Below are 25,664 nucleotides of genomic sequence, written 5' to 3'. Positions count from 1 at the left end.
CGTACGCGAGTGTGGCTCGCACGCAACCATTTGCCTGCGGCCGCCGCCATGATCCTGCGCCATTCGTGATCGATGATCATCAAGAGTTGGGATCGCATTTCTCGGGTCGAGGCGTAGCGAGCTTTTCCGAATGCCCCTATCAGCAGGTGGCGAAACGGCCGATACGGAGGGCCTGCCGGTCGATCGCCAGGACGCGCGGACCGGGCGCGGCAACGCATCGATGTTGCGGCGTCGACTTCTGATCTGCCTCGCACTCGTCGTGCTCATCGGCGCAATCGGGGGAGCGGCCTGGGTTCAGTTCGCTCCCAATCTTTCGTTCGACGAGCCGTCCTGCTCGTCGCCGGTCCGTGACCCGAAACGTGGCGGCGGATGTATTGCCTCCTTGCTCATCCCTGGCATCGCAGTGACGATCACCGGAACAGTCCGGCTCTCGCCGAATGGCGACACGCTGTTGCTCGGCGGCCCGCTTCGCAGCGACACGACAAAAGTCATCCTGGCGGGATTCAATATCGCGGAACGACGGGAGACATGGCGCACGTCGCTCGACGATTTCGGACCAGACGTCAGGGTCGCCGTCTCGGCAACCGGCGACAAGGCCGCCGCCTGGGGCGCTGCCGGCATTCGCGTCCTGAATTTGCCGAGCGGCACGCCCGTCATCACCGTACCGGCCGAAGCGCTCGGCAACCGTCTGTTTTTTGACGTGGCGTTCTCGGAGAATGGAAACGACATCCTGACAGGCGATGCCTCGCGGCGAAGAAGCTTTCGCCTCGCCGGGGCGGCATCCGAATCCAGTCCCGCACCTGGCTTCGATCCGGCCGACAGCTGTCGCCCGCAGGGCCATGTCGGGCAGAGCAATCTCGGGAGCGTCCGCAGCCGCGATGGCAAAACCGTCGTGCTGCTACCGACCGCCATATCCGGCGCACCGGTTCAGGTTGGTCGATCCGCCCCGAGCCGCGAGTTGTCGGCGGCGATCTGCGGCACGAGTTCGGTGGGCGTGCTCGTCGGACCCGCCGGCTGGGAGGACGTCACCGCGCTATTTGCGTCGTTCTCGCCGAACAATGACCGGCTTGCGATCGTCTATGCCGCCAAGAAGCCGCATGGCGAGTGGCGCACCCTGATCGATATCTGGGACGTGAGAGGCTCGATGGAGCGGCTTGCCTCGTTTCCGATCCGAGGCAACGTCGGCTATCGGATCGGCTGGTCGCACGATGCACGCCGGCTTGCCGCCATCTGTTCCACCAATAGCGCTAACGACGCGCTGATCTACGCAATCCCGTGAGCCCTCCACACAGCGAAATGTGAGCCTGACATGAATCGCGTCGTCTCGATTGCTCTCCTCTCGATCCTGTCCGCGTGCCTTTGCAGCGATGAGGCCCTCGCCCAGCGGAGCGGGCGCGCCACGGCGAGCATGGGGCGCAGCTACGGAAGCCTTGCGCTCAGCCAATCGATCCTCAGCGGCACGCGGCGGCTCGGGGATGCTGCGCCGTCGCGCCCTGCTGCCTCGCTGCCGGCCTTGACGACATCAGCGCAGATCGACGCGGCGGTGAGCTATACGCCCGACCCCCAGCGCACCGAGCGCACCCGCGCCAGGGTGATCGAGGTCATCAGTGGGCCGGACGCTGCGCTGCGCGCCGAACTGGAAAAAGCCTTCGCCGATGACGCCGTGCTCAAGCAGTTCGAACGCGTCATATCCGCGAACGGCTTTTCGAGCCGCAACCTCGCCGACGACATGGCGGTTCTGCTGCAGGTCTCGTGGGAGACGATCAGCGGCAGCACGGCCAGCAAGGCACAGATCAAGGGAATCCGCCGGCAGGTGCTTGACATCTTTCTCGGCACGCCGGCGCTGCGCGCGATGACCAATGCCGAGCGCCAGGACTGGGCCGAGCAGATTGCCTATCAGGCCGTGCTCAGCACTATCGCCAGGCAAGAGGCCCTGCGCAGCGGCGATCCCGCGCGGCTCAAGCAGGTCCGACAGTCAGTGGCCGCAATGCTGGTGGCGCAGGTCGGCATCGACATGTCGCAGCTGCGACTCACCGAACAGGGATTCCGCAGAAAGTCCTGACGCTGAAACCTGAACGGCAACACCGGCGCAGCATTGACCGCGGGGAAATGGCGCGCCACGGCCGATGAAGATGGGCACTACTCGTTCGCCGTGGCGCCATGATGCCGCGCCCAGGCACGCGCTCCAATCGGGGAATCTGCGACGGCCTGCGATCTTACGCTACACCTCGAGGGCGGGCGTCTTGCCAATATCGCAATGTGCTCGCTTCCCCCTTTGTGCTGATCACCCGGGATCGACGTGATGTGGCCAGTTTGCAACTCGTGCCTGCAACGCGCTGACGCGCTTTGCAGGACGCTTCTGGTCTATTTCCTGCCGCGCTGGCGCTCGCGATAGGCTCTGGTCTTGATGCGGTTGCCGCACAAGTTTGACATGCACCAGCGCCGCGTTGCCGGCTTGGAGCGATCGAAGAACACCCGCCGGCACTCTTCCGCAGCGCACATCTTCAGCCGATCCAACGATCCATCGCGCGCGCCGTCATAGAGCTCGGCTGCGACCGCGGACAGTCCTGCAAGCGCATCGTCGCGAGTCGGCCGCAGTGCAACCCCTGCCTCGTCGCCGAGCTCGGCACGAAGCGGAAAAGAGGCAATCGCCGCGTTCAGCGCACGCGTTGCGCACCTGCTCCGCCGTTCCGCCGGATCGTGCTGCAAATAATCCCGCAGGCTCGCGCGCAAGCCGAGCGCAGCCTCGAACATCGCCGGCGTGATTTTCGCGGCCGGCCGCGCCAGCTTGCGCTGCGCCATCCAGGCGGCGAGATCGTCCGCGCTCGTCAGCTCATCGTCCTGCCGGTGAGGCACGCCGTGATGCGTGAAATGCCGCACGTCGAGCGTGTTGGCGAAATCGTAGAGATTGGCCAGCGCATCTGGAACCTGGAACCGTCGCGACTGCTTCGACATCGAACACCATCAAATCACTTTTACTGGTTTCATGCAACAGACACCGGTATAGTATGTTTACTCGTGTGCAACCGGAGCGGGAGTCCATCATGAACCTCCGAACGCCCCGCGCGGAACCGCGCATCTTCTATGGCTGGTGGGTGGTCGCAGCCGCCTTCGCAATCACGTTCTTGGGCTTTGGCAGCGCCTACACCTTCAGCGCGTTCCTCGAGCAGCTTCAGCGCGACTTCGGCGCCTCGCGCGGTTCGGTGTCGCTGGTGTTCTCGTTGGCCGGCTTTCTGTATTTCGGGCTGGGGATCATCAGCGGCCCACTGGCCGATCGCTTCGGCTCGCGTCCGTTCGCTGTGATCGGCATGGTCCTGCTTGGCGTCGGGCTGGCGCTTGCCAGCGCGGCGCAGAATCTGGTCGAGGTTTATGCGGCCTACAGCCTCGGTGTCGGACTTGGCTGCGGTTGCGCCTATGTGCCCGCGATCGGGGCCGTGCAGCGCTGGTTCGTGCGCCGCCGCGGCTTTGCCTCCGGGCTGGCAGTTGCCGGCATCGGGGTGGGCACGCTGGTGATGCCGCCGCTGGCCTCGCTCCTGATCAGCGCTCTCGGCTGGCGCGGCGCTTATCTCGTGCTCGCCGTGCTCGCGCTCGTTGTCGGCGGCGGGATGGCATTGCTGATCGAGAATGACCCGCGCGGCCGCGGTCTCAATCCTGATGGCGATGAGCAGGCGCAATCTGTGCAAGCGGGCGGCACTTCGGTTCGCGACGCGATCCGATCGGGGCGCTTCATCAGCCTCTATGCGGCCTGCTTGATCTGCTCATTCGGCGTGTTCGTGCCTTTCGTGCATCTGGTGCCTTTTGCGCGGGATCACGATATCGCCGCGGCCACGGCCGCCCTATTGCTCAGCGTGATCGGAATCGGCAGCACCGCCGGCCGCTTTTTCCTCGGAGCAATCGCCGACCGCATGGGGCGGGAGCGTTCGCTGCTGATGATGTTCATCGGCATGTCGGCTTCGCTTTCGATCTGGGCGCTTTCGGCCAACGTCTGGTCCCTGGCCGTTTTCGCGTTCGTCTTCGGCGTGTTCTACGGCGGTTGGGTGGCCGTGCTTCCCGCGGTCGTGACGGACTATTTCGGCGGTCGCAATGTCTCCGGCATCATCGGCGTGCTCTACACCAGCGTCGCGTTCGGCACGCTGATCGGCCCGAGCGCCGCGGGATTCGCCTTCGATCTCAGCCACAGTTACGAGCTCCCGATCGTCGCCAGCGCCGCGACCAATATCCTGGCCGCCCTCATCGTGGCCTTGACGCCACGCGCGGAGCCGGTGTGCCAGGTTTGACCCAGCACCAGGACAGAGCTTGTTCCCGACCGAAATGGCGCGCCGCGGCCGATGAAGATGGGCACTATTCGTTCGCCGTAGCGCTATGATGATGCCGCCTGCCACGCGCTCCAATCGGCAAAGCTGGGACACCCTGCGATATTGCACTACGCCTCGCGGGCGATTGCCCGGCGCGTCGGCGCTCGATTGGCCTCAAATCCGGTTGTCACCAGAATGGTGACATGGTATGATTCCAACATGCAGGTGATCGCCCGCCGGACCTTGAGGGAATTTTGGGCGCGTTACCCGCATGCTGAGGGTCCGATACGTGCATGGGTGGCCGTTGCAGCGAAAGCGCGTTGGGCAAATCCCGCCGAGATAAAGCGGCAGTTTGGTAGCACCGTCGACTTCGCAGGCGACAATCGGGTCATCTTTGATCTGGGCGGCAACAAATACCGGCTTGTCGTCCGCGTGTCATTTTCCTTCGGCCGCTTGCTCGTGAAGTTCATCGGTACTCACGCTGAGTACGACCGCATCGATCCGGAGACCGTGTCATGGCGAAGAAAATAATCCGTCCACTTCGCTCCGAAGCGGACTACGACGTAGCGCTGAACGAGATCGAACGGTACTTCGAGAACGAACCGAAGCCCGGGACGCCGGAGGCCGACCGTTTTGATCTTCTCGCATTGATCATCGAGGACTATGAGCGCAGGCGCTGGCCAATCGAACCGCCTGAGACGATCGACGCGATCCGTTACCGGATGGAGACGGGCGGCTATACGCAAGCCGACCTCGGCCGACTGCTCGGCTCGCGCCAGCGCGCATCCGACATCCTGACGAGGAAGCGTCCCCTCACAATGAGGATGGCCTGGCGGCTGCACCGCGAGTGGGGCATACCGGCGGAAGCATTGATCGCACCGCCGCGATCGCGCGGAAGAAAGGCGGCAGCATAGCGTCTCGGCTGGTGCGGAAATCGGCGCTAATTGGCGCCCGTAGCTTATTCCGAAATGGCGCGCTCGGAGAGATTCGAACTCCTCTACCAACATATTAATATATCAAGAGTTTTTCGTTAGAATTTGGTCCGAGGGACAAGTCTAGGGGCAGGGCGGAGGGTGCCTCTGGATTTGCTCGGTGTGTTGCGCCAGAACCCGGGTAAACAGGGGTTCGAATCCCGTCCCCGCAACCAGTCAAAGCCCTTGAAAACATGATGTTTTCAAGGGCTTTTTGCTGTCGAGAATTTGACCAGCAATGTCGTTCGTGGAAGCTCCAGGAGGAAAGTCGCAGCGTAGATTCGGCGGAGTTGCGCGCTATGTGGTGATCAAATTGGGTCAATCGGCGGCGAACGGTCCAGTGATGGATTGGAGCGAGAGTTTAGTTCTTTCAATTAGTTGGAGGCCGGCGTGTGCACGATGTGTGCACCGGGAGATCAAAGAAAATCTAGAGGCAACCAACGTGAGCAGGCTGAACTGAACGCGCTGCAGCGAGAGCTGCGCAGGGTGATGGCGGCGGGAGCCGTTCGAGTGGCCAGGATCGGCGCGGTGGCGGGGAGTAGGAACTCGTCGCGTGCGCCGCAGGGCCCGCGAAGTCGCAGCCGACCCAGCTTGAGGATGCGTTTGAGGTGGGCGGAGCGCATCTCGACCTTCTTGCGCAGTCGCCGCGAGGTTAAGCTTGCGGCTGGCACACGCAGGAGAATACATAGCCATTAGTTGAAGAAACCGCTCGTGCTCGTCAATCGCACTTTGAAATTGCGAACTGCGTGTGTCAGCAGCGAACGTTATGGCGGCTATTGGACCGCGCTTGTCGTGAATTGGAATTGAAATCCATACCTAATACCGAACTGAGCCGTCGGTATCGCGACGGTCGATACCTATTCACGTTTCGGTCTCCCTGTGGTGGTGTGGGGTGCGATCCTCCCCGAGATCACCTACGGCAACGATTACCGCGAGATCCATCGCGTCAACGGCACCATGATCAACGAGAGCAAGCTGGCCGCGGATTTCCTCACCAAGCAGGGGTACAAGAAATTTGTTGTCGTCCACGACACCACCGACTACGGCAAGGGCCAGAACAAGTATTTCAGTGAGTATCTCAAGCCCACAGTGGCGAGATCGTTGCGACGTTCCCGGTCAGCCCCGACCAGCAGGATTTCACCGCGGAGCTCACCAAGATCAAGGAGCTCAAGCCGGACCTCATCCTGATAGGCGGATTGCCCCCGCTCGGCGTCCTATGGGGCGACGCAGCGCTGCGGCGCGACACGTTTCGCCAGGAGGGAACGTCGGGCTGGCATCGATCGGCCGCGGCTCGAAGCCCGCATGGCGGAATCGCTTGACGCCGACGGCGTCGAGCGGCTCTCCCTCCGGCAGCTATCGAGATCGCCGGGTCACGTCGTTGTTGATCTTGCCAACGGTTCCTCGATCAAGTCGGGCCGCCGAGGCCGTAGCTATGGCAGCTGGTGGTGCGGTCCTTCCTGTTAGGCGGTCCAGGAAGGGACCCGGAAATATCCCGCGCCGAGCCTGTTCTTTCGCCCCAAGCGCCCAATTCCTACCCGTCTGAAGCACGAATCCTTCGTGGTCGCGTTCGGCCGCCGCTCCCAAATCACAGCGGCGCTGTTGGTCCCCCCTAGGCAGCGCCAAGCTTTTCATAACATATTGATATGGCTTGGTAACTTTCTCGATTTGGCAAACTGCCTGATCGAGGTGCGCGCCATCTCCGCAACAATATCACCGGCGTCGGGTCTCGATTAATCGGTTCGCCGAAGGACCTCAACCCATGTCGCATTCTGACCAGGCGCGTTTGGCCACTACCGAAGGACCGCGACACCGCGTCATCTCGGCAAGGCCGGGACTTCCTCCGGCACAACGAACCTCAATACGCTGTGCTATGCTCTGTGATCGCGCTGGGAGCACCAGCAGTCTCGAGATTCGATCGCAGCTCTGCAGCCAGGGCCGCATGTAGGCATTCTGCCGATCCTCGCGCAGCCGGAAGCGCGGAACGCTGACGCTGATTGCGGCCAAAGGCGCGCCCAGCCGATTGAGGATCTGCGCCTAACATCGTCGTCAACGAAGGCAAGACCGATGATGAGCATGCGAAGTGGTTCAAGCCTTGTCCACTCGCAGGCGAGACCGGCACCAGAAACGCCGACGACCGCACTGGCAGCGTCATTGCCGAAAAGAAATGGGAGGAGAAAATGCAGAGCATTGAAAGGGTTCGACAACTGGCTCTGAGCATGATCTGCGCCATTCTGCTCGCGGGAGCCGTGGCCGGTGCGGCGGTCGCTCAGACCAAGGTTGTGCGGGTTTGGCATACCGAGACCGACCCGGCCTCGGTGAAAGCGATGGCGGAGATCGTCGCGCGCTTCGCGAAGGCGCATCCGGACATCAAGATCGAGGCCGAGGCATTGGCCTGGGGTGACCTGGAGCCAAAGATACAGGCCGCACTCGCCGCGGGCGCTCCACCCGAGCTCTCACACGGTCAACCCATCACCTGCACAGCGCTGCAGCAACAAGGTCTGCTGCTGCCGCTTGACGACGTGGTGAAGGCCATCGGCGAGAGCAATGTCTGGGATCAGATCAAGAAGGTGTGCAGAGCTGACGGCAAGTATTATGGTCTCGTCCATGCCGCCGGCACATCACTGCTGATCTATCGCGCCGATTGGGCAAAGCAAAAAGGTTTGAAAGCACCCAAGAGCTGGTCCGACCTCATCGCCAACGCGAAAGCGCTGACGATGGACACCAACGGCGATGGCAAGCCGGACGTGTATGGTCTCACCATTCCGGGCGACAACCTGTTCATCAACATCCTCGTTGGCGAGCTGATCGCGGCCAATGGCGGTCAACTCTTCGATGACAAGAACAAGCCGCTGTTCACCGACAAGAAAATGATCGAGGTGCTGAATTTCTGGAAAGAGCTCACCACGGCGCTGCCGCCGGGATGGGAAGGTCACGGCTATCTCGACACATTCGCGAATATGTACGGTCAAAAGGCGGCAATGATGTTCCAGGGCTATGGCCGCGGCGCGTCGCTGATCGAGAAGTACGTTCCCAAGGAGATGCAGAATACGGATCACTTCGATGTCTGGATGAAGCCAATCGGACCGAGCGGCAGCAAGCCCGCCGTCCAGGTCGATGAGGAGCCCTGGATGCTGTTCAAGGGCTCGAAGAATCCGGAAGCCGCGAAGGAATTCCTGAAGTTCTTCTACAAGGACGAGAACTATATCGAGTACATCAAGTCGGTGCCGATCCACTTCTTCCCGATCACCAAATCGCTTCGACAGTCGGCTGCCTATAAGGAACTCCCGATGGTGAAGCGCTGGGGCGGCTGGCTGCAAGTGCAGCAAGAGGCGCTCGACGGTGACCTCGCCAGGCCGACATTGGTCGTGGAATACGAGGATCTGAACACCAAACCTTACCTGATGCAGGTTCTCGGCTCCGGCATCATCCGCGACATGGTGCTCGAAACAGCAGTGGAAGGAAAGAAATCGGAAGAAGCCGCAGCCAAGGCGCAGACTCGTGCCGAGGCGTTGATCAAGAAAGCCGGCTACGCCAAGTGGTAAAGCACGCGTGAGGCCGGAACGGCGGGGGCGAAGGCGCCACCCCGCCACGGGCACGGTCATGTTTCTCCTCGCGCTCTTGAGTCCCACACCATGCACTCGCCGCACCACAGACGAACGGCCAGCATGCAGATTTCCCAAGCGAGACTTGGTATTCTGCTCTTGCTGCCGGCCATGCTCCTGCTCGCGGGGCTGACACTCTATCCTGTCCTCTACGGGGTTTGGCTGAGCCTGCATCACAAGCATTCGTTCTTTCCCCAGCAAAGCTGGGCCGGCCTGGAGAACTACTGGTTCCTGCTCGCCGATCCTGAGTTCAGCGAGAGCGTCTGGCGCGGCGTCGTCTATTCGGTTTCGACGATTGCGCTCCAAATCATTATCGGCGTGGGGGCGGCGCTCGTTCTCAATCAGTACTTCCCCGGACGTAGTCTGGTGCGCGGGATCGTTCTTTTCCCGTACGTGATCCCGACCGTCGTGGCCGTGATCCTTTGGAAATGGCTGCTCAACAACCAGTTCGGCCTCGTCAATTACGGCATGGTGAAGCTCGGCCTGACTGACGAGCCGATCAACTGGATGGGCCACACTTACATCATGACGTCCCTCATCCTGATCTCGGTATGGCAGTTCTTTCCGTTTGTCGTTCTCGCGGTTCTGGCGCGCCTGCAGACCATTCCAACCGAGCTCTATGAAGCGGCGTGTGTGGACGGAGCGGGCGCGTTGAGCCGCTTTTTTCACGTGACGTTGCCGCAATTGGCATCGGTTCTCTTCATCGTCGTGCTGCTTCGCACGATCTGGATGTTCACCAAATTCGACACCGTTTGGCTGATGACCCAGGGCGGCGGCGCGGAAAAATATATCCGCACCTTGCCGGTTTACGCTTATCTGCGCGCCTTCCATTACTATGAAGCGGGCACGGGAGCGGCTGCCTCGGTGGTGATGTTCTTGCTGCTGGTGGTCTTCGCTGCCGTCTATTTCGCGATGTTCAGGCGAGAGGAGCAGCTATGAATCGCCGTTCCGCGCTTTTTTTGCAGCGTTTTTCGCTCACCATTGCCATTATCGCATTGCTCCTGTTCACGGCGTTCCCGTTCGCATGGATGGCGGCGACGGCATTCAAGCCGTCGCAAGAGGTGTTCTACTGGCCGCCGCGCTTCTTCCCCGAACAGGCGACGCTATCCAATATCGTGCGGCTGTTTGAGGAGACGCGCTTCCTCGACTATTTCCGCAACAGCGTCGTTGTCGCGTCTGCAACGGTGCTGTTGACGCTCGCCCTGGCCACGCCCGGCGCGTACAGCCTGACACGTTTCCGCTTCCGCGGCCGCGAGACGCTGGCGGCGACAATACTGTTCACCTACATGTTCGCGCCGATCATGATCATCATTCCGTTCTACGTGATGGTGCGCTATTTCGGCATCGCCAATACCCATCTCGCCCTTGTTCTCGGATACACGGCATTCAGCATGCCGTTTGCGTTATGGATGTTGCGTACTTTCTTCCAGAGTATCCCGCTCGATCTGGAAGAGGCGGCGCTGACTGATGGCGCCGATCGTGGACGCGCTGTTCTGTACGTCGTTCTTCCGATGGCGCTGCCGGGCATTATCGCGACCGGCATCTTTACGTTCATCCTCGCCTGGAACGACTATATTTTCGCGCGCATCCTGATCACCTCCGACGAATTGAAGACGCTGCCGATCGGCATTGCCGATCTCTACAATTCCAGCGTCATCGATTGGGGAATGATCATGGCTAGCGGGATGCTGGTGATTGTTCCCGTCGTGATCGTGTTCTCTTATATTCAGAAGTTTCTCGTCGCCGGCTGGGGCAGCGGCGGCGTGAAAGGCTAGGGACCGAAAACGTATGACCGAGATTCGGCTTGAGAAACTGACGAAGCGCTTCGGCAGTGTCCCGGTGATCCATGGCATCGACCTCGACATCGCAGAGGGCGAATTTGCGGTCCTCGTTGGTCCTTCGGGCTGCGGAAAGACGACGACACTGCGGATGATTGCCGGGCTGGAGGACGTCAGCGAGGGTTCGATTCGTTTCGACGGCAAGGCGGTGGAGCATCTGGCGTCGAAAGATCGCGACATCGCGATGGTGTTCCAGTCATACGCGCTTTATCCGCACATGACAGTGCGCGGCAATCTCGCCTTCAGCCTCAAAATGAAGGGCGTTCCACGGGCGGAACGCGAACGCCTGGTGCAGCGGGCGGCGACAATGCTGGGGATCGAATCCTTGCTCGATCGCAAACCGCGGCAACTTTCGGGCGGACAGCGCCAACGGGTGGCGATGGGTCGTGCCCTCGTGCGCGAGCCGCGTGCCTTCCTGTTCGACGAACCCCTGAGCAATCTCGATGCAGCATTGCGGGCTCAGATGCGGATCGAGATCAAGCGCATTCATCAGCGCCTCAAGACCACCGTCGTCTATGTCACGCACGATCAGATCGAAGCGATGACGCTGGCTGACAAGATTGTCGTTATGCGCAGCGGGCGCATCGAGCAAGTCGGCGATCCCATGTCGGTTTATCGGGCGCCGGTGAACAAGTTTGTGGCCGGCTTCATCGGTTCGCCGAAAATGAACTTCATCGCGGCGCGACTTGTTCTCGAAAAGGGCGAATTGGCGGCTGAACTGCGCAACGGCGCTGCGATCGCTTTGCCGCGCGACCGGTTCGCCTCTTATCGCGCCTATGCGGGAACTGAAGTTGAGATTGGCTTGCGCCCCGAGCATCTCACCGACCGTGCGGAGCCGCCAGATGGCGATTGCCAGTTTCTGGATGGCGTGGTCGACGTGATCGAGCCGATGGGGGCCACAAGCCTGATCACCTTCACGCTCGCTGGCGCCGCCTATATTGCAATCGGCGACGCTGGCCGCGTGTGCGGTGCCGGCGAGCCTTTACGGCTATGCGCGCAGCTTCGGCATATGCACCTGATCGATCCCCAGACCGAACGCGTGGTGCCGCCGCTCGAAAGCGACACCGCGGCACCGGAACATGCGCACCGGTTCGCCATCTGACTATCGCGAGGACATCCTATGGTCATTGATCATCGCACCTACACGATGCATCCCCTGAAACTTGGCAAATGGCTCAAGCTCTATGAGGAATTCGGCTTGCCGGTCCAGCTTCGACACCTCGGCAACTTGATCGGCTTCTTTCAGACCGAGATCGGTCCGCTGAACCAGGTCGTGCACCTCTGGGGCTTCGATACGCTTGATGAGCGGCAGCGCCGCCGGGCGGCTATGGCCATCGACCCCGACTGGCAGGAGTTTCTTCGGCGCAACGAAGAACTAGGGGCGCTGCTCTACCAGGAGGACAAGATCGTGGTGCCAGTCAGCTTCTCACCCATCAAGTGATCACAGACATCATTTCCAGCCACCGCACCTTGGCCCGTTGCAGAGGCTCGGTTGCCGGAGTTCCCGATGGCGAGAGCTTCGAATTGCTGGGAGCACTGCTTAGGCCTATCCGGATATCATTGGCGTGATAGCTGGCCACGCCATGGTCAGCATGGCGCCGGAGGAATTCTTCCACCAGCTCGAGCGAGTGCGCGAGATTTCCGGCATCGAACGTCGCGTAGATTCCTTCCCACTCGTTGCAGAACTGTCTTCCGACTCTGACGCGCATTCGCGCGTGCATCTGATCTCGAAGATTGGGATTTTTTCCGCGAAGCCCTTCGGGCTGATGCGATCGACACTGCGAAACAGAAAATGAGCCTCCGCCCGCAATATGATTTGATCACTCACCAGGGCCTTCCGTGCCGCCAGATTCACCGTGGCGTCGAGCACAGTGTAATTCTTGCGATCGGCTGAACCGATATTGCCGACCACGATGTTTCCGACATGCAAGCCTAACGTGATCGGGATCCGCCGCCGGCGTTCCACATCGCCCATCACGGCATCGCCGATGAAACTTGTCGACGGTGCCTTTGGTTGACATGATGGCAGGGCAGTAAGGGACGAAATCGGCCGCCTGTGCGGCTTGCAATCACCTTCCGGCGGCTTACCATCGATTGCGTAGCTCGCGCTGCAGGAGCGAAGCCATGGAACTCACCGTGGTGCCCATCGTCAAGCCGGACGACGCCAACTTCATCTTCGGCCAGTCGCATTTCATCAAGACCGTGGAAGACCTCCACGAGGCGCTGGTGGGCGCGGTTCCGCGCATCCGCTTCGGGCTGGTCTTCTGCGAGGCCTCTGGTAAGCGGCTGGTGCGCTGGTCGGGTAATGACGAACCCGCCCTCGCACTCGCACGCGACAGCGCATCGGCCATCGGCGCCGGCCACACTTTCCTGATCTTCCTGGGCGACGGGTTCTTTCCCGTCAACGTGCTGGCAGCGGTACGCGCGGTGCCGGAGGTCTGCCGCATCTATTGCGCGACGGCCAACGCGACACAGGTGATCGTCGCACAAACGGAGCTGGGCCGCGGCGTGCTCGGCGTGGTGGATGGCGCCTCGCCGCTGGGTATCGAAACCGACGCCGACATTGCGTGGCGGAAAGACCTGCTGCGCAAGATCGGCTACAAGCTGTAGTGGCTGGATGAAGCATGCCCGCGTTCGAGGTGACGAAGCTCGGAATCTCGCAGGTGTTCGAGGGCCGGTGCGTCTTCGAGCACCTCACCACGGAGGAGAACCTGATCGCTGGTGCACATCTGCAGCGCGACGCGGCGAAGGTGCACAGCGGGATCGAGCGCGTGGATGCCTACTTCCCCGTCCTGAAGAACCGGCGCGCGAAGGTGTCAGGGTACCTCTCCGGGGCGAGCAGCAGATGCTGGCGATCGGTCGTGCGCTGATGTCAGAGCCGAAGGTCATCCTCCTGGACGAACCGTCGCTCGGCCTGGCGCCGATGCTGGTCGAGGAGATCTTCGGCATCGGGCGCCGTCTGGTGAGCGAGGAGAAGCTCGCCGTGCTGCTGGTCGAGCAGAACGCCACGATGGCGCTTGAGGTCGCCGATCATGGCTACGTCATGGAGACCGGCCGCATCGTTCTGGAGGGCAGCGCCGAACAGCTGCGTTCGAACTCCGACATTCGTGACTTCTATCTGGGACTGAACGAGGCCGGCTCACGCAAATCCTATCGCGACGTGAAGCGCTACGAGCGGCGCAAGCGTTGGCTTCCTTGATCGCGCACGCGCAGAACGCCGGCGTGAGATGGAAGCCTGATGGACGTGCTGGGAGCATGTGGGTCCGCGGAGCAAGCCACCCTTGAGTACGCAAACCGAGATCTTCCGGCGCCTCGTACGCGACCATATGCGACCGCCGCCTGTGCGCGTTGCACCGAGCGCGACGGTGAGCGAGGTCGTAAGCCTGATGACAACGACGCCTGCGTCCTGTGCTGTCGTCATCGATGGTGCGGGCCGCCCCAGGGGCATCGTGACGGAACAGGACGTCGTGCGCCGGATCGCGTGGCGTACGGAGCCCGATCAAGGCGTCGAGTCGGTGATGACGTCGCCGGTCGTCGTGACGGGGGCCGACGACTACCTTTTCCAGGCGGTCGCCTTGATGCGCCGTAGCAAGCTTCGGCATGTCCCCGTCGTGGACTGGAGCGGAGCGATGATCGGCATGCTCGCCTTGGACGAAGCGCTCGCCTCTTTGTCGAGCGAGAGTATGTCGCTCATCGAGCAGCTCACGCACGAGGAGAGCGTCGAGGGCCTGCACCTCATAAGGGAGGCGCAGGCCCAGCTTGCCAGCGCACTGTTGGACAACAACGTTCCGGCACCGGAGGTGCAATCGCTGCTCACGGAAATCAACAACGATATCCACCAGCGTGTCTTGAGACTGGTCGAAGCGGCGATGCGCGACGACGGCTGGGGGGAACCTCCTGCGCGGTTCGCTCTCATTATCATGGGGTCGGGTGGGCGCGGCGAAAACTTTCTGGCGCCCGACCAGGACAATGGCTTCATCCTCGCTGACGACGTCGGCGGCCAGGGCAAGCGTGCGGACGCATATTTCTTGGAACTTGCCGAGCGCATGACGCGGATGCTTGACGCGGTCGGCTTTCGCCTCTGCGTCGGCGATGTTATGGCCACCAATCCCGTCTGGCGCAAGAGCCTGTCGGATTGGCGCCGGCAGATCGACAGCTGGATCAGGCGGCGCGAGTCCGAGATGCTGTTGAACTGCGATATCTTCTTCGATTTCCGTCATGCGTTCGGCGATCCCGCACTCTCGAGCGAGCTCCGCACCCATGTCACCGCAGTAGCGTCGGAGTACCCTCAGTTCATCCGACACCTGTTCGCCATCGAAGCCGAGCACAAGGTGGCACTCGGCTGGTTCGGACGCTTGCGCAAGGAGTACCATGGAGAGGATCGGCAGGGTGTGGTGAACCTGAAGCTTCGTGGAACGCTACCGCTCGTGGAAGGTGCGCGGCTGCTTGCGCTTAAAGCCGGCATTCCGGCCACGTCGACTCTCGCCCGGCTTGACTGCCTCAAGGAGAAGGGGGCCATCAGCGCTGGAGATCATGAGGATCTTGCCGACGCGTTCAGGCATATCACCCGTCTCCTGCTGCGCCAGCAGCTGGAGGACTTCAAGGCCGGGCGCAAGATCACCAACTATGTCCCCGTGGCTGATCTCTCACAACGCGATAACAAACATCTCGTGGCGTCTTTCCGCGCCATCGAAAACCTGCGTGCAACACTGAATATGGAATTCGCGGAACGCTCGCTCTAGTCTGGCGCGCAACCCGCCACGTTGCGGTCAAGTGATTTCGCCAGCGGCCGTGGCCGGGTGGGGGAGCTCGGCCGAAGAGGCGGCCGAAGGGATGCGGACGAAAAAAGTCGCACCCTGGCCGAGTTCGCTCTCGACCCAGATGGTACCCCCGAAGCGCTCAAGGATATGCAAACTGATCGGCAGCCCCAGACCGGTGCCCTGCGGCTTACCGATCAATGTGTCGCCCGCCTGGCGGAACCGCTCGAAAATCTTCTTGTGATCCTCCCTCGCGATGCCGACACCATTGTCATGCACGCTGACCAGGACGGACCCCGCTTCTTCTGCTCGCCCAACAATGGTTATCAAACCATTGTCCTTGTCGCAGAACTTGACCGCATTCGAAATCAGATTGACGAGCACTTGCGTGATCCGATCGGCGTCAACGAGAATCCTCGGCAGATCCTCGGCCACGCGGCACTCAAGCTTGATGCGCGGGTTCTTGGCGAAGAGGCCGGCCGTTGCGGCGAGCGCGTTGTCGATCACCTTCCTTGGCTCGATCCTGGCCAGTTGCCAATCCGTCTGGCCCGCCTGCATCTTGGCGAGATCGAGGATGTCGTTGACAAGCCTGGTCAGCCGCTCGGTTTCCTGAACGATAGTACCGAGGAACATCTTGCGCTGCTCGACGGGAATGTCCGGATTGTCGTGCACGATCTCACTGAAGGAGCGGATCGAGGTGAGCGGTGTCCTGAACTCATGGCTGATCGTCGAGACGAAGTCGTCTTTCATCTTGTCGAGCTCCTTGAGCCGCTCGTTAGCGGCCCTGAGCTCGGCCGTCGCAGCCTCGAGCTGCTGCGACTTCTCCTCCAGTTGACGGCTGTAGACAACGAGCTGAGAAGCCTCATCGAGGATCTGCATGACCTCATCGATGTCGTGCATCTCCTCCCTCAACACTGAGGCGATCATAATTCGCGCGGAGGCCGCGCCAATGGCGCCGGCGAGTTGCCGCTCCGCGTAATGCACGATGTCCGCGTCCGCCGCATGCGCATCGTCGAGCCGGCGCCCTCGGTCGCGCTCGAAGCGCTGGAAGGCTTGATCCGTCAAGGTCTCACCGATGAAGCGATTCGAGAGGCGACGGAGGTCGCCAATAGTGGCCCTGCCGCGCCAAATGCGCGCGCCCTCGGACGGCTGCTTGAAGATGTCCACGAACTGTACGGCCTGGCTGCGCTCGATCATGGTCTGCGTCGTCATAAGCGATACAGCAGCATAAAGTCCGACATTGATCACCATGGTCCAGAACAGGGCGTGCGCGATGGGATCGAGGCCGGAAAGCCCGAGCAACGCATAGGGGCTGAACAGCGCAAGCCCCCATGGGCCGTCCTGCACGAAGCTCTCCGAGATCCACCCCGATCGTGCGAACGAAGGCAGCAGCAGGGTGTAGATCCACACCAGGAACCCGGCGCTCATTCCAGCCATAGCGCCGAGGCGGGTCGCTCCCTTCCACAGGATGCCGCCGAGGATAGCGGGCGCGAACTGTGCGGCAGCGACGAATGACATCAGCCCGATGGAGACGAGCGCGTAGGATTCGCCGATCAACCGGACATACGCATAGCCGAGCAGGATCACGAAGATGATGGCGCTGCGGCGGATGGCGAGCATGAGGCCAGACAGATCCTTGCGCTCCGAGAGATGCAGTCGGCCGAAGCGCAACAGCAGGGGCATGACGAGATCGTTCGACACCATGGTGGCCAGGGCAATGGTTTCGACAATGATCATGCCCGTTGCCGCGGAGAGGCCGCCGATGAATGCGAACAACGCGACGGTCCAAAAATGCTCGGCCATCGGCACGGTCAACACGAAGGTGTCGGTATCGACCGTATTTCCGGGAAAGTGGAGGAGCCCGCCAAAAGCGATCGGCAAGACGAAAATGTTGATGAGCAACATGTAGACCGGGAACAGCCAGATGGCCTTCTTGATGTGGCGCTCATCCACATTCTCGACCACCAGCACCTGAAACTGGCGCGGCAGCAAGACAATGGCTACCATCGAGACCAGCGTCAGCGAAATCCAGCTCGTGTACCCGCCGGCTGCCTCGAGCGTAAAGAGACGCGCGAGGGCTGGATCGGTGGCCGCGCGCGAGAACACTTCGCCGAAGCCGCCATAGATGCCGAAGGTGACGAATAGCCCAACCGCCAGGAAAGCGAACAGCTTGACCACCGACTCGAAGGCAATCGCCGCCACCATGCCTTCATGACGCTCGCTGGCGTCGATGTGCCGCGTGCCAAACAGGATGGCAAATGCGGCCATGATCACCGCGACGTAGAGCGCTGTGTCCTGCAGGACCGGAGTCGAGCCAAGCTTGGCCGGCATCACGATGTCCGGGTAGTGCTGGAGCACGGCGAAGCTCGTCGAGATCGCCTTCAGCTGCAGCGAGATGTACGGCATGATGCCGACGACCGCGATGATGGTCACCAGCCCGCCCAGAAAGGAACTCTTGCCATAGCGCGAGGCAACGAAGTCGGCGATCGAGGTAATGCGATTGACCTTGCTGATGCGTATGATCTTGCGGATCAGAAACCAGCCAAGGATGAAGGTCAGCGTCGGGCCAAGATAGATGGGCAGGAAACTGACGCCGGAGGACGCGGCCCGTCCGACGCTGCCGTAGAAGGTCCAGGCTGTGGCGTACACGGCAATGGACAGCGCAAAGATGTAGGGGCTCGCGATAATGCTCCGACCCTGATCCGCGCGGCGGTCGCCATAGTAGGCGATGGCGAACAGGATCGAGAGATAGAGGAAGGAGACCGTGACTATGACGTACCCGCCCAGCATGGCTCAGGCTCGCGGTCTGCGGTTGGGACCCTGGTCGGAATTCGGGCCAGGCTCGCTTTCGGCAATCTCCTCGTCGGGGTCCGGCCGCTCGACGATCAAGCCCGTGAGGGCGATCAGCGACGCCCATGATAAAAATAAATAGAGGTAAAGCGACGGTATCCCGCCCACTAAGGTGGCCTTGTCGAAGGCGCCGATCAGCGGCGGTGTGAGCAGAAGCAAACCGAACAGGAACAAGCCGATCAAGCGCTCGCCGGTCAATCCTCGCCTTGGCATGGTATCACCTCGATGTGCGCTTCGCTGCGTCCCTGCCGCGACAGCGCGGAATCATATGAGTTGCGCCTGCTGACGGCGATGCTCCATCATCCGGCTGGAAATCCTGGCAGCCTGACCGAGCGTCTCGATCCCGCGGGCTCTCAACAGATCCAGGAGCTTTACGAAGATCGCGGCCGTGGTCATGGCGTCGCCGATTGCGGTGTGCCTGCGAATGACCTCGACACCCAGTCGTTCAGCGGTGGCAGTCAGCGAAAAATCGGATACATCCGGCTGCAGATACACGGACAGAAGCAGGGCATCGAGCACCGGATTGTCGAATTTGACGCCTGCCTGCTCCGCTCCGTTCTCAAGGAATTTCATGTCGAACGCGGCGTTATAGGCGACGAGCACGGAGTCGCCGATGAAGGACTTGAACTGTGGCAAGATGACATGGGCAGGGGGCTTGTCGCGCACCATTTCGGTGGTGATGCCGTGAATTCGCGTGGTGCTGGCCGGGATAACGCGGCTCGGATTGATCAGCCGCTCGAACGTCTCGCCCGTCAGGATGCGACCGTTGACCACACGAACCGCTCCGATTGAGATGAGCTCATCGCCCTCGTTGGGCCTGAGGCCGGTGGTCTCGGTGTCGAAGACGACCAGGTTGAGCTTGCGCAACGGCGTGTCCCTGATTGCCTCAGTCGAAGGAGCAAACAGGTCGAAGTCATATAGTTCCGGCATCGGCGCAACGCGGTCCGACCGTTCCGGGGCGCGTGGCTGCTCGGTCTTCCTTAGCGGCAATCTGAGGCATGTGCGCCCCTCTGGCAGCGCCTGGCTCCATAGCTCGCTGCCATGCCGCTCCACGATCTGGCGGACTGTGCGGTTGCCGATCGTGCCCTTCAGCGGCTCCGCCAGCCAGGCTTCGATAATCGCCGAGGCGAGCGGTGCGCCGTCCCAAACCACCTCGACGTAGACGTACTCGTCTCGCACCACGGCGCCGATATCGAAGGCGGCTTTCGCCGTGTACCTGGCAACGGCGCGGATGAGATGCTCGAGCGCAAGCACCAGCGAGTGGCTGTCGGCATGAATCCAGACCGGCACACCCACGGGCGTGACCTGGATGCCGTCGGCGTCTGCCAAATGCCTGCGGACGGCGCGGAACAGATCCAGCGAGTAGATGTCGGCCAACGGCCACTGACCCGTCGCAAGGCGTTCGTAACGCTGCGCAACGTCGGCAAAGCTCCGATCGAGCGTTCCGACCTCCTTGCCAATGACTTCTTGAAAGACGCGGCGCTCGCCCGCTTCGAGCTCTCCCGCCAGCATTTCGGCAGCGGCGCGCAAGCTTGCAAGTGGCCGTCGCCATTCCATGGCGACCTCACGCAAGAGCGCATCGCGCTGGGCCACGTTTTCGAGCTCGGCGCCGACATCGGCAAAGGTCAACACGTAGCCTGAGGCGCGGCCCGAAGGTTCGCGCACCAAGCTGAGCCTCGCCTGCAGCAAAGTAGCAAGGTCGACCGACGCACAGACGAAGCGGCGCGTCGTGGAATCGAGCGTCGATTCTCCGGTGGACTGGGCTTCATCGCCGGCTGCATCTTCTGACCGTTGCAGGAGCAGCTCGAGCGTCAATAGCACGGGCTCTCGCGTCAGCACGCCAAACAATGAGCGGGCAAGCCCAAGCGTATCGCGCGCCTTGAGGATCCGGGTGGCGACCTGGTTGTAGAGGAGTATGCGGTGCTCGAGATTGCAGACGATCACACCTTCGGAGAGATCGAGCAGGATGGCCTCGAGCCGGCTCTTCTGTTCCTCCGCACGCCGCGTGGCAGCATCCACGGCCTCCTGTGTCTCGCCACGCGCGGCTCGGAGCGCGCCGAGTATTTTGTCGACCGCCGTTGGGAGTCCATTGAGCAAGTGGCCGCGATCGACCGCGAGCGGTCGATCGACGCGTATCTGCGACTGCATCAGCAGCTCCCGCTTCAGAGCGGCCAGGGGCTTGAGGAGCTTGACATGCAGCAGAGCCCAAGCCAGCCCAACCAAAGCGGCGACGACGGCAAATGCGATGGACATGTAAACGCCGACCGCTCCGCCACCTTGCACCGCCAGCCACAGCGCAACGCCGGACACAGCGAAGGCGGCAAGCGCCAACGCTGCGAGGAGGATTGGTATCGCAACGGCAGCCTGCATCGCACGCCCTTGTTGCCCGGTTACTTGGCCGGCCCGATCCAAGCGGTGACCCGTTCAACGACCTCGCGCGTCGAGAACGGTTTAGTGATGTAGTCGTCGGCGCCCAGCGCCAAGCCCTTTTCGCGTTCGATGTCGCGGCCCTTGGCCGTCAGCAGGATGACACGCACCGGTCGCCACTCTGGATTGGCCCGGATGGCCTCGCACACGTCGAAACCGTTGCGCTTCGGCATCATGACATCGAGGAGCACGAGATCTGGCCGCGCCTTGCCTATCTCCGCGAGCGCCTCTTCGCCGTCGCGGGCGAGGCGAACTTCGTAGCCGGCCTTCTTCATCAGGAATTCGAGGGACAGCAGGATGTTGGCCTCGTCATCGACCACGAGCACGCTTTGCGGCATTGCATCCTCCAGGGGTCGCCTTGCTCGACCACGCGAGAGCGCGGCAAGCGAAAGTGCGCTCCGCCAAACTCCGCGCCACCTAGCTAGAGCATGATCCGGAAGAGCTTGCCCTCGACGTGGTCGGGGGTGGGTACCGGTTTTCCGAAAAGATCATGCTCAATCAAAAACCTCGAGCGCGATCGCAAGTCGATCCCGTCGCGGCTCTAGCGCAGCAGGTACATGGCGACGACAGCCACGGCTGCCCCGATCGCAGCCCATGTGAACTTGGCACCGAGACTTTCGATGGGGTTCCACTCGAAGTAGCGCTCTTTGTTTTCTTGCCAGATATCCTTTTTCATCGGTTCCTCCGTTTTCGCTCTCGCCCTCCCAAACCTCAGCCGAGCCCGCCCGATGACACAGCGACCCGCCGATTCGCGCAGCAAGTCAGACTGCTGGCATCCAAGGTCGCGCGGACTGACCTTACATCCTCCGCCCCTGTTTGTCCTTCCACCCTTTTCCGAACCTGGGCATCCGGCAGGAATGCTGCGGTGCAGTGCGTGCGAGGCAGCCGCATGGGCTGGCGGGCGGCGCAACGCTCGCTCAACGCTGCGATCTCTTTCGAGATATCATTGGCCGAGTGGCTTCTGGAGTCCGACTCGCCAGACGTGCGGAACTGCAGCCATGCTCGCTCCGAAGCGGAAAGACGACCACGCCGTTCCGCTCCGCGTCTCGCAGAACTTGCGCTATTGTGGCTGATATCCCTCGATGTGCATCAGCAGATCTTCTTCCAGCCTAGCTCTCCGCTCCTCGAGCCGCTCAACTTCCGCTTCGAGACCATCGAGTCCTTCGAGACCATCGAGGCGCTCGATGACCTCGCGATACGCGTCACAAAGCGCGTCGAAGCCTGGGTCTGTCGCCACTAGCTGGCGCACGGTCTCTTCATTCTCCGAGAACCTCGCCAGCAATGATCGGATGCGTTCGACCATTTCGTCGGTCCTCCAGCTTTCCAGGATAATTGATCGCTTCCCTGTGCTCCGTATGATTCCTTTCTCAGGACAACATTCGACGACCTCGACCTAGGCCTTGATCTTCCGAATCTCATCGACGATTTCAGGATTGGCCAATGTCGAGATGTCGCCGGCATCCTCGTTGTTCGAAATCGCTCCGAGGACGCGGCGCATGATCTTCCCGGAACGGGTCTTTGGCATGTCGGGGACGATCACGACACGGCGCGGGCGGGCAATCGGCCCTATCTCGCGGATCACGGAGTCTTCCACTCGTTTGCGGATGTCCTCGCTTGGGGCGAGCCCGGGCTTCAGCGATACGTAGAGGTCTGGGACCTTGCCCTTGATCTCATCTCGAGCGGGAACCACTGCCGCCTCGGCGATCTCCTCAACAAGCAGACTGGCGGACTCGATCTCCTTGGTCCCGAGCCTATGCCCGGCCACGTTGATGACGTCGTCGATTCGGCCCAGGATGCGATAATAGCCATCCGCCGCCTGCAGAGCGCCGTCGCCGGCCATGTAGGGCCAATCGCGCCAGTCACGACTCGTTCGGTCCTTGCAGTAGCGCGCGTAGTACTGTTGGACGAAGCGATCGGGATCTCTCCAGATCGTCTGAAATGAACCCGGCCAGGGGTTTTGGATACAGATGTTCCCAGCGCGGCCGGAGCGCGGAGGAATCTCGTTGCCGACCTCGTCATAGATGATCGGATGAATGCCGGGCACGCCCGGCCCGGCGCTTCCCGGCTTCATCGGGTGGAGTGCCGGGACCGTGCTGCACAGGAAACCGCCGTTCTCGGTTTGCCACCAGGTGTCGACAATGACCGCCTCGCCCTTGCCTACGACGTCGTAGTACCACCTCCACACCGCCGGCTCGATCGGCTCGCCCACCGTAGTCATATGCTTGAAGCGTTGATTGTATTTTCGCGGCTCGTCAGGCCCGGCACGCCTAAGCGCCCGTATCGCAGTCGGCGAGGTGTGAAAGATATTGACGGCAAGCTCTTCGGCGATACGCCACGGCCGTCCGGCGTCCGGATGGGTGGGAAGCCCCTCATACACCACTGAGGAAGCGGCCAACGCTAACGGCCCGTAGACGATATAGGAGTGACCCGTAACCCAGCCGATGTCGGCCATGCACCAATAGACATCCTCCGGGTGGATGTCCTGGATATATTTCGACGTCCCGGCGACGTAGGACAGGTATCCACCGGTACTGTGCTGACAGCCCTTCGGCCGTCCGGTAGTGCCGCTCGTGTACATCAGGAACAGCGGCTCCTCGGCCAGCATCTCCACCGGGTCGATCCAGTGGCGCCGAAAACCGGACAACACCTCATTCATGACGAAGTCCCGGCCCACAACCAATGGCGTTGAACTCGAATACCGGCCGGGGTACCTCTGCCATACGAGCACCTTCTCGACTTTAGCGCCCTCTTTTTCCGCCTCGTTGACGGCAACGTCCGCCTTCTCTTTGTGATCGAGCAGCTGGCCGCCGCGGTAATAGGCGTCCATCGTGATCAGCACATGGCTTTCGGAATCGACGATGCGGTCCGCCGTGGCCTTGCCACTGAAGCCACTGAAGACCTGCGAGTGAATGACGCCGAGCCTGGCGCACGCGAGCATCGTGATCGGAAGCTCGGGCACCATCGGCATGTGCAGCGTCACCCGGTCGCCTTTCTTCAAGCCGCAGAACTCTCGCAACAGCGCGGCAACCTGGTTCACGCGCACGAAGAGTTCCTGGTAAGTGACGTGCTGGATAGCCTCCTGCTCCGGTTCGGGAACGAAGTGGATCGCCGTCTTGTTCTTGTACTTGGCGAGATGGCGATCGACGCAGTTGTAACTGGCGTTTATTCTGCCGCCGACGAACCATCTCCAGAACGGCGGATTGCTCACGTCGAGCGTAACGTCCCAGGTCCTGTACCAGTCGAGAAGATCGGCGTATTCCTTGAAGCAGTCCGGGAAGTTGTCGAGACCGAATCGTTCAAGGACCTTCTCGTCGGTCAGGTTGGCTTGAACAACGAACTTCTCTGGCGGGCTGACGTTGACCTCTTCCTGCCAGTGGACCGCGATCTCGGCTTCAGACGCTTCTGGGGTTCCCTGCTGTGACATGCGCTGCCTCCCAGATCATCACGGGGGTGAAGGAAGCTATGAGTGTCAAGCGAACGCTGGCAGCATAGCACCAGCCTCCGGCGGCCGAAAGTCCGGCGGTAGCAACCTGCGAAGCATTGGATCGTATCGGCATCGCTACCGGAGACGTTGCGCAATGCCCAACACAATCGAACCAAAGCGCAGCTTGGCTCTGACAATCTCTGGTCGTCACCGGGTGACGCCCATTCTGGACAAGATTTGGAGCCCCGCTTTGTCATTCTTGGCCGCTCGTTGCATGGGCACATGGCACACTCGGCGTTTCCGACAGGTGTGCTCCGTCCTGAAGCAGGCATCGGCCCCGCGACGCCGCGTATATCAACAACTGGGCTGGAACTGGGTTTTGCCGTCGTTGCGACCGACTACCAGGGTCTCCGAAACGCTAAAATTACAACCTTAAATCAGAACTTGTCGCGGCGCTGGGCCGCGAAATTCACCAAAAACCGCCCTGTCGCCGGGCTGTCCGTCACGAAGGCGGACAATCGCGTATCCCTGCAGCTTGTAACCCTGCAGCAACGCTACAAAAAAGCGATCCGTGCCCGAGGCGTGTCGCCTGCTGCTTACTGGGATCGTAGCCTGGGATCGAACTCGTCGCGTACCGCATCGCCGAACAGGCTGAAACCGAACACCGCGAGACTGATGGCAATGCCCGGAAAGATCGCTATCCAGGGAGCGCTCTCGGCGTATTCCTCGGCGCCGCCCTGAAGCATCAGGCCCCATGCCGGCGTTGGCTCCTGCACTCCGAGACCGAGATAGGAAAGCGATGCCTCGAGCAGGATCGCCTGACCGACGAAGGCGGTGATCATGATGAGAAACGGCGCCATGACGTTCGGAACCATATGCCGCAGAATGATGCGGGCATGGCTAAAGCCATTGGCGCGGGCGGCGTCGATGTAGGGGAGTTCGCGGATCGCCAGCGCACTCGAACGCACGACGCGGGCGCAGCGCGGTATGAACGGTATAGTGATTGCGATGATCACGTTCTCCGCCCCCGTTCCGAAGATTGCGATCACGGAGAGTGCCAGGATGATCAGCGGGAACGCCATGAATACATCGAGGATACGCTGGAAGATCAAATCGATCTTGCCGCCGAAATAGGCGCTCGCCACGCCGAGCACGAGGCCGAGGGTGGCGCCGACGAACGACGACGCAAAGCCGACCAGCAGGGCCGTGCGCGATCCATAGACGATGCGCGAGAACACGTCGCGTCCGTATTGATCCGTGCCGAGCCAGTTCTCGAGGCTCGGCGGTTCGTGCATGCGGTCGAAGGCGTTGGCGACCGGGTTGTACGGGGCGATGAAGTCGGCAAACGCGGCAACCACCACCATGACGATGATGACTGCGGCGCCGGCGGCGCCCAGCGGGTTGCGGCGTGCGAACCGGCCAATGGCCGAAAGCCTGCTCCGCGGCTTCCGCTCTTCCGTCAGTTCGGCTCTCGTCCCGAGGTCGGTCGCGACAGTCATG

25 protein-coding genes and 1 pseudogene are annotated in these 25,664 nt (G+C 61.5%); 15 read left to right on the top strand and 11 right to left on the bottom strand.

Going from position 1 to position 25,664, the window contains the following annotated elements; genetic code table 11:
* Positions 1 to 130: 130 nt before the first annotated feature.
* Both V1293_RS09225 and V1293_RS09220 read left to right on the top strand, forming a co-directional pair.
* The gene (locus V1293_RS09225; RefSeq protein WP_334508690.1) at positions 131 to 1,279 is read left to right on the top strand and encodes a hypothetical protein; all 1,149 of its coding nucleotides are present in this window, start codon (positions 131 to 133) and stop codon (positions 1,277 to 1,279) included.
* A 30-nt stretch (positions 1,280 to 1,309) separates the two neighbouring features.
* Complete coding sequence (locus V1293_RS09220) at positions 1,310 to 2,062, top strand: DUF6683 family protein (protein WP_334508688.1); 753 nt, start codon at positions 1,310 to 1,312, stop codon at positions 2,060 to 2,062.
* Positions 2,063 to 2,364: 302 nt separating this feature from the next.
* On the opposite strand, the gene V1293_RS09215 is transcribed toward V1293_RS09220, so the two are convergent.
* Positions 2,365 to 2,955: a CGNR zinc finger domain-containing protein gene (locus V1293_RS09215; RefSeq protein ID WP_334508686.1), complete on the bottom strand. Its 591-nt coding sequence runs from the start codon at positions 2,953 to 2,955 to the stop codon at positions 2,365 to 2,367.
* Positions 2,956 to 3,044: 89 nt separating this feature from the next.
* Between V1293_RS09215 and V1293_RS09210 the strand changes: the two genes are divergently transcribed.
* From V1293_RS09210 to V1293_RS09200, 3 genes are all read left to right on the top strand, one after another.
* The gene (locus V1293_RS09210; protein ID WP_334508684.1) at positions 3,045 to 4,277 is read left to right on the top strand and encodes an MFS transporter; all 1,233 of its coding nucleotides are present in this window, start codon (positions 3,045 to 3,047) and stop codon (positions 4,275 to 4,277) included.
* Positions 4,278 to 4,514: 237 nt separating this feature from the next.
* A complete protein-coding gene (locus tag V1293_RS09205; RefSeq protein WP_334508682.1) occupies positions 4,515 to 4,826 on the top strand; it encodes a type II toxin-antitoxin system HigB family toxin in 312 nt (103 codons plus the stop codon).
* A complete protein-coding gene (locus V1293_RS09200) occupies positions 4,811 to 5,209 on the top strand; it encodes a helix-turn-helix domain-containing protein (protein WP_334508680.1) in 399 nt (132 codons plus the stop codon). Before V1293_RS09205 ends, V1293_RS09200 begins: the two co-directional genes overlap by 16 nt.
* A 473-nt stretch (positions 5,210 to 5,682) precedes the next feature.
* Here V1293_RS09200 and V1293_RS09195 read toward each other — a convergent pair.
* Positions 5,683 to 5,922, bottom strand: a pseudogene (locus tag V1293_RS09195) (hypothetical protein); the annotation flags it as partial.
* Positions 5,923 to 6,145: 223 nt separating this feature from the next.
* Here V1293_RS09195 and V1293_RS09190 point away from each other — a divergent pair.
* The 6 genes from V1293_RS09190 to V1293_RS09165 all read left to right on the top strand — a co-directional run bounded on the left by V1293_RS09190 (position 6,146) and on the right by V1293_RS09165 (position 12,147).
* Positions 6,146 to 6,454: a hypothetical protein gene (locus tag V1293_RS09190; RefSeq protein ID WP_334508678.1), complete on the top strand. Its 309-nt coding sequence runs from the start codon at positions 6,146 to 6,148 to the stop codon at positions 6,452 to 6,454.
* Between the two features lie 989 nt (positions 6,455 to 7,443).
* A complete protein-coding gene (locus V1293_RS09185; RefSeq protein ID WP_334508676.1) occupies positions 7,444 to 8,808 on the top strand; it encodes an ABC transporter substrate-binding protein in 1,365 nt (454 codons plus the stop codon).
* A gap of 159 nt (positions 8,809 to 8,967) precedes the next feature.
* The gene (locus V1293_RS09180) at positions 8,968 to 9,807 is read left to right on the top strand and encodes a carbohydrate ABC transporter permease (RefSeq protein ID WP_334508674.1); all 840 of its coding nucleotides are present in this window, start codon (positions 8,968 to 8,970) and stop codon (positions 9,805 to 9,807) included.
* Positions 9,804 to 10,643, top strand: a complete 840-nt coding sequence (locus tag V1293_RS09175) for a carbohydrate ABC transporter permease (RefSeq protein WP_334508671.1) — start codon at positions 9,804 to 9,806, stop codon at positions 10,641 to 10,643. The genes V1293_RS09180 and V1293_RS09175 overlap by 4 nt, the downstream gene beginning before the upstream one ends.
* Positions 10,644 to 10,656: 13 nt before the next feature.
* Positions 10,657 to 11,808, top strand: coding sequence for an ABC transporter ATP-binding protein (locus V1293_RS09170; RefSeq protein ID WP_334508669.1), 1,152 nt, complete (start codon positions 10,657 to 10,659; stop codon positions 11,806 to 11,808).
* Positions 11,809 to 11,826: 18 nt separating this feature from the next.
* Entirely contained in the window at positions 11,827 to 12,147 is a 321-nt protein-coding gene (locus V1293_RS09165; protein ID WP_334508666.1) for an NIPSNAP family protein, read from the top strand.
* 105 nt (positions 12,148 to 12,252) lie between these two features.
* Here V1293_RS09165 and V1293_RS09160 read toward each other — a convergent pair whose 3' ends face one another.
* Positions 12,253 to 12,681 carry an adenylate/guanylate cyclase domain-containing protein gene (locus V1293_RS09160; protein ID WP_334508664.1) on the bottom strand — a complete coding sequence of 143 codons (429 nt, stop codon included), beginning with the start codon at positions 12,679 to 12,681 and terminating at the stop codon, positions 12,253 to 12,255.
* A gap of 149 nt (positions 12,682 to 12,830) precedes the next feature.
* On the opposite strand from V1293_RS09160, the gene V1293_RS09155 reads away from it, so the two are divergent.
* The 4 genes from V1293_RS09155 to V1293_RS09140 all read left to right on the top strand — a co-directional run bounded on the left by V1293_RS09155 (position 12,831) and on the right by V1293_RS09140 (position 15,448).
* Positions 12,831 to 13,316, top strand: coding sequence for an adenosine-specific kinase (locus tag V1293_RS09155; protein WP_334508662.1), 486 nt, complete (start codon positions 12,831 to 12,833; stop codon positions 13,314 to 13,316).
* Between the two features lie 14 nt (positions 13,317 to 13,330).
* Positions 13,331 to 13,576: a hypothetical protein gene (locus V1293_RS09150; RefSeq protein WP_334508660.1), complete on the top strand. Its 246-nt coding sequence runs from the start codon at positions 13,331 to 13,333 to the stop codon at positions 13,574 to 13,576.
* Positions 13,552 to 13,905, top strand: coding sequence for a hypothetical protein (locus V1293_RS09145; RefSeq protein ID WP_334508658.1), 354 nt, complete (start codon positions 13,552 to 13,554; stop codon positions 13,903 to 13,905). Before V1293_RS09150 ends, V1293_RS09145 begins: the two co-directional genes overlap by 25 nt.
* 127 nt (positions 13,906 to 14,032) lie before the next feature.
* On the top strand, positions 14,033 to 15,448 hold the full coding sequence (locus V1293_RS09140) for a DUF294 nucleotidyltransferase-like domain-containing protein (RefSeq protein ID WP_334516672.1): 1,416 nt from the start codon (positions 14,033 to 14,035) through the stop codon (positions 15,446 to 15,448).
* Positions 15,449 to 15,475: 27 nt separating this feature from the next.
* Here V1293_RS09140 and V1293_RS09135 read toward each other — a convergent pair whose 3' ends face one another.
* The 8 genes from V1293_RS09135 to V1293_RS09100 all read right to left on the bottom strand — a co-directional run bounded on the left by V1293_RS09135 (position 15,476) and on the right by V1293_RS09100 (position 25,663).
* Positions 15,476 to 17,896 (bottom strand): ATP-binding protein, encoded by a 2,421-nt coding sequence (locus tag V1293_RS09135; protein ID WP_334508655.1) that lies wholly within the window; start codon positions 17,894 to 17,896, stop codon positions 15,476 to 15,478.
* A 360-nt stretch (positions 17,897 to 18,256) separates the two neighbouring features.
* Positions 18,257 to 18,511 carry a hypothetical protein gene (locus V1293_RS09130; RefSeq protein ID WP_334364110.1) on the bottom strand — a complete coding sequence of 85 codons (255 nt, stop codon included), beginning with the start codon at positions 18,509 to 18,511 and terminating at the stop codon, positions 18,257 to 18,259.
* A 66-nt stretch (positions 18,512 to 18,577) separates the two neighbouring features.
* On the bottom strand, positions 18,578 to 20,683 hold the full coding sequence (locus V1293_RS09125; RefSeq protein ID WP_334508653.1) for a 3'-5' exonuclease: 2,106 nt from the start codon (positions 20,681 to 20,683) through the stop codon (positions 18,578 to 18,580).
* A 20-nt stretch (positions 20,684 to 20,703) separates the two neighbouring features.
* Positions 20,704 to 21,066: a response regulator transcription factor gene (locus V1293_RS09120; RefSeq protein WP_212375493.1), complete on the bottom strand. Its 363-nt coding sequence runs from the start codon at positions 21,064 to 21,066 to the stop codon at positions 20,704 to 20,706.
* A 215-nt stretch (positions 21,067 to 21,281) separates the two neighbouring features.
* A complete protein-coding gene (locus V1293_RS09115) occupies positions 21,282 to 21,416 on the bottom strand; it encodes a hypothetical protein (RefSeq protein ID WP_334508649.1) in 135 nt (44 codons plus the stop codon).
* A 384-nt stretch (positions 21,417 to 21,800) separates the two neighbouring features.
* Positions 21,801 to 22,043 carry a hypothetical protein gene (locus V1293_RS09110; protein ID WP_334508648.1) on the bottom strand — a complete coding sequence of 81 codons (243 nt, stop codon included), beginning with the start codon at positions 22,041 to 22,043 and terminating at the stop codon, positions 21,801 to 21,803.
* Positions 22,044 to 22,133: 90 nt separating this feature from the next.
* On the bottom strand, positions 22,134 to 24,164 hold the full coding sequence (gene acs, locus V1293_RS09105; protein WP_334508646.1) for an acetate--CoA ligase: 2,031 nt from the start codon (positions 24,162 to 24,164) through the stop codon (positions 22,134 to 22,136).
* 596 nt (positions 24,165 to 24,760) lie between these two features.
* Positions 24,761 to 25,663 carry an ABC transporter permease gene (locus V1293_RS09100; RefSeq protein WP_334508644.1) on the bottom strand — a complete coding sequence of 301 codons (903 nt, stop codon included), beginning with the start codon at positions 25,661 to 25,663 and terminating at the stop codon, positions 24,761 to 24,763.
* Between the last annotated feature and the right edge of the window lies 1 nt (position 25,664).

Source organism: Bradyrhizobium sp. AZCC 1693 (assembly GCF_036924745.1).
In the GTDB taxonomy this organism is placed as follows: Bacteria; Pseudomonadota; Alphaproteobacteria; order Rhizobiales; family Xanthobacteraceae; genus Bradyrhizobium.
This window is presented reverse-complemented; position numbering and strand designations above follow the sequence as displayed.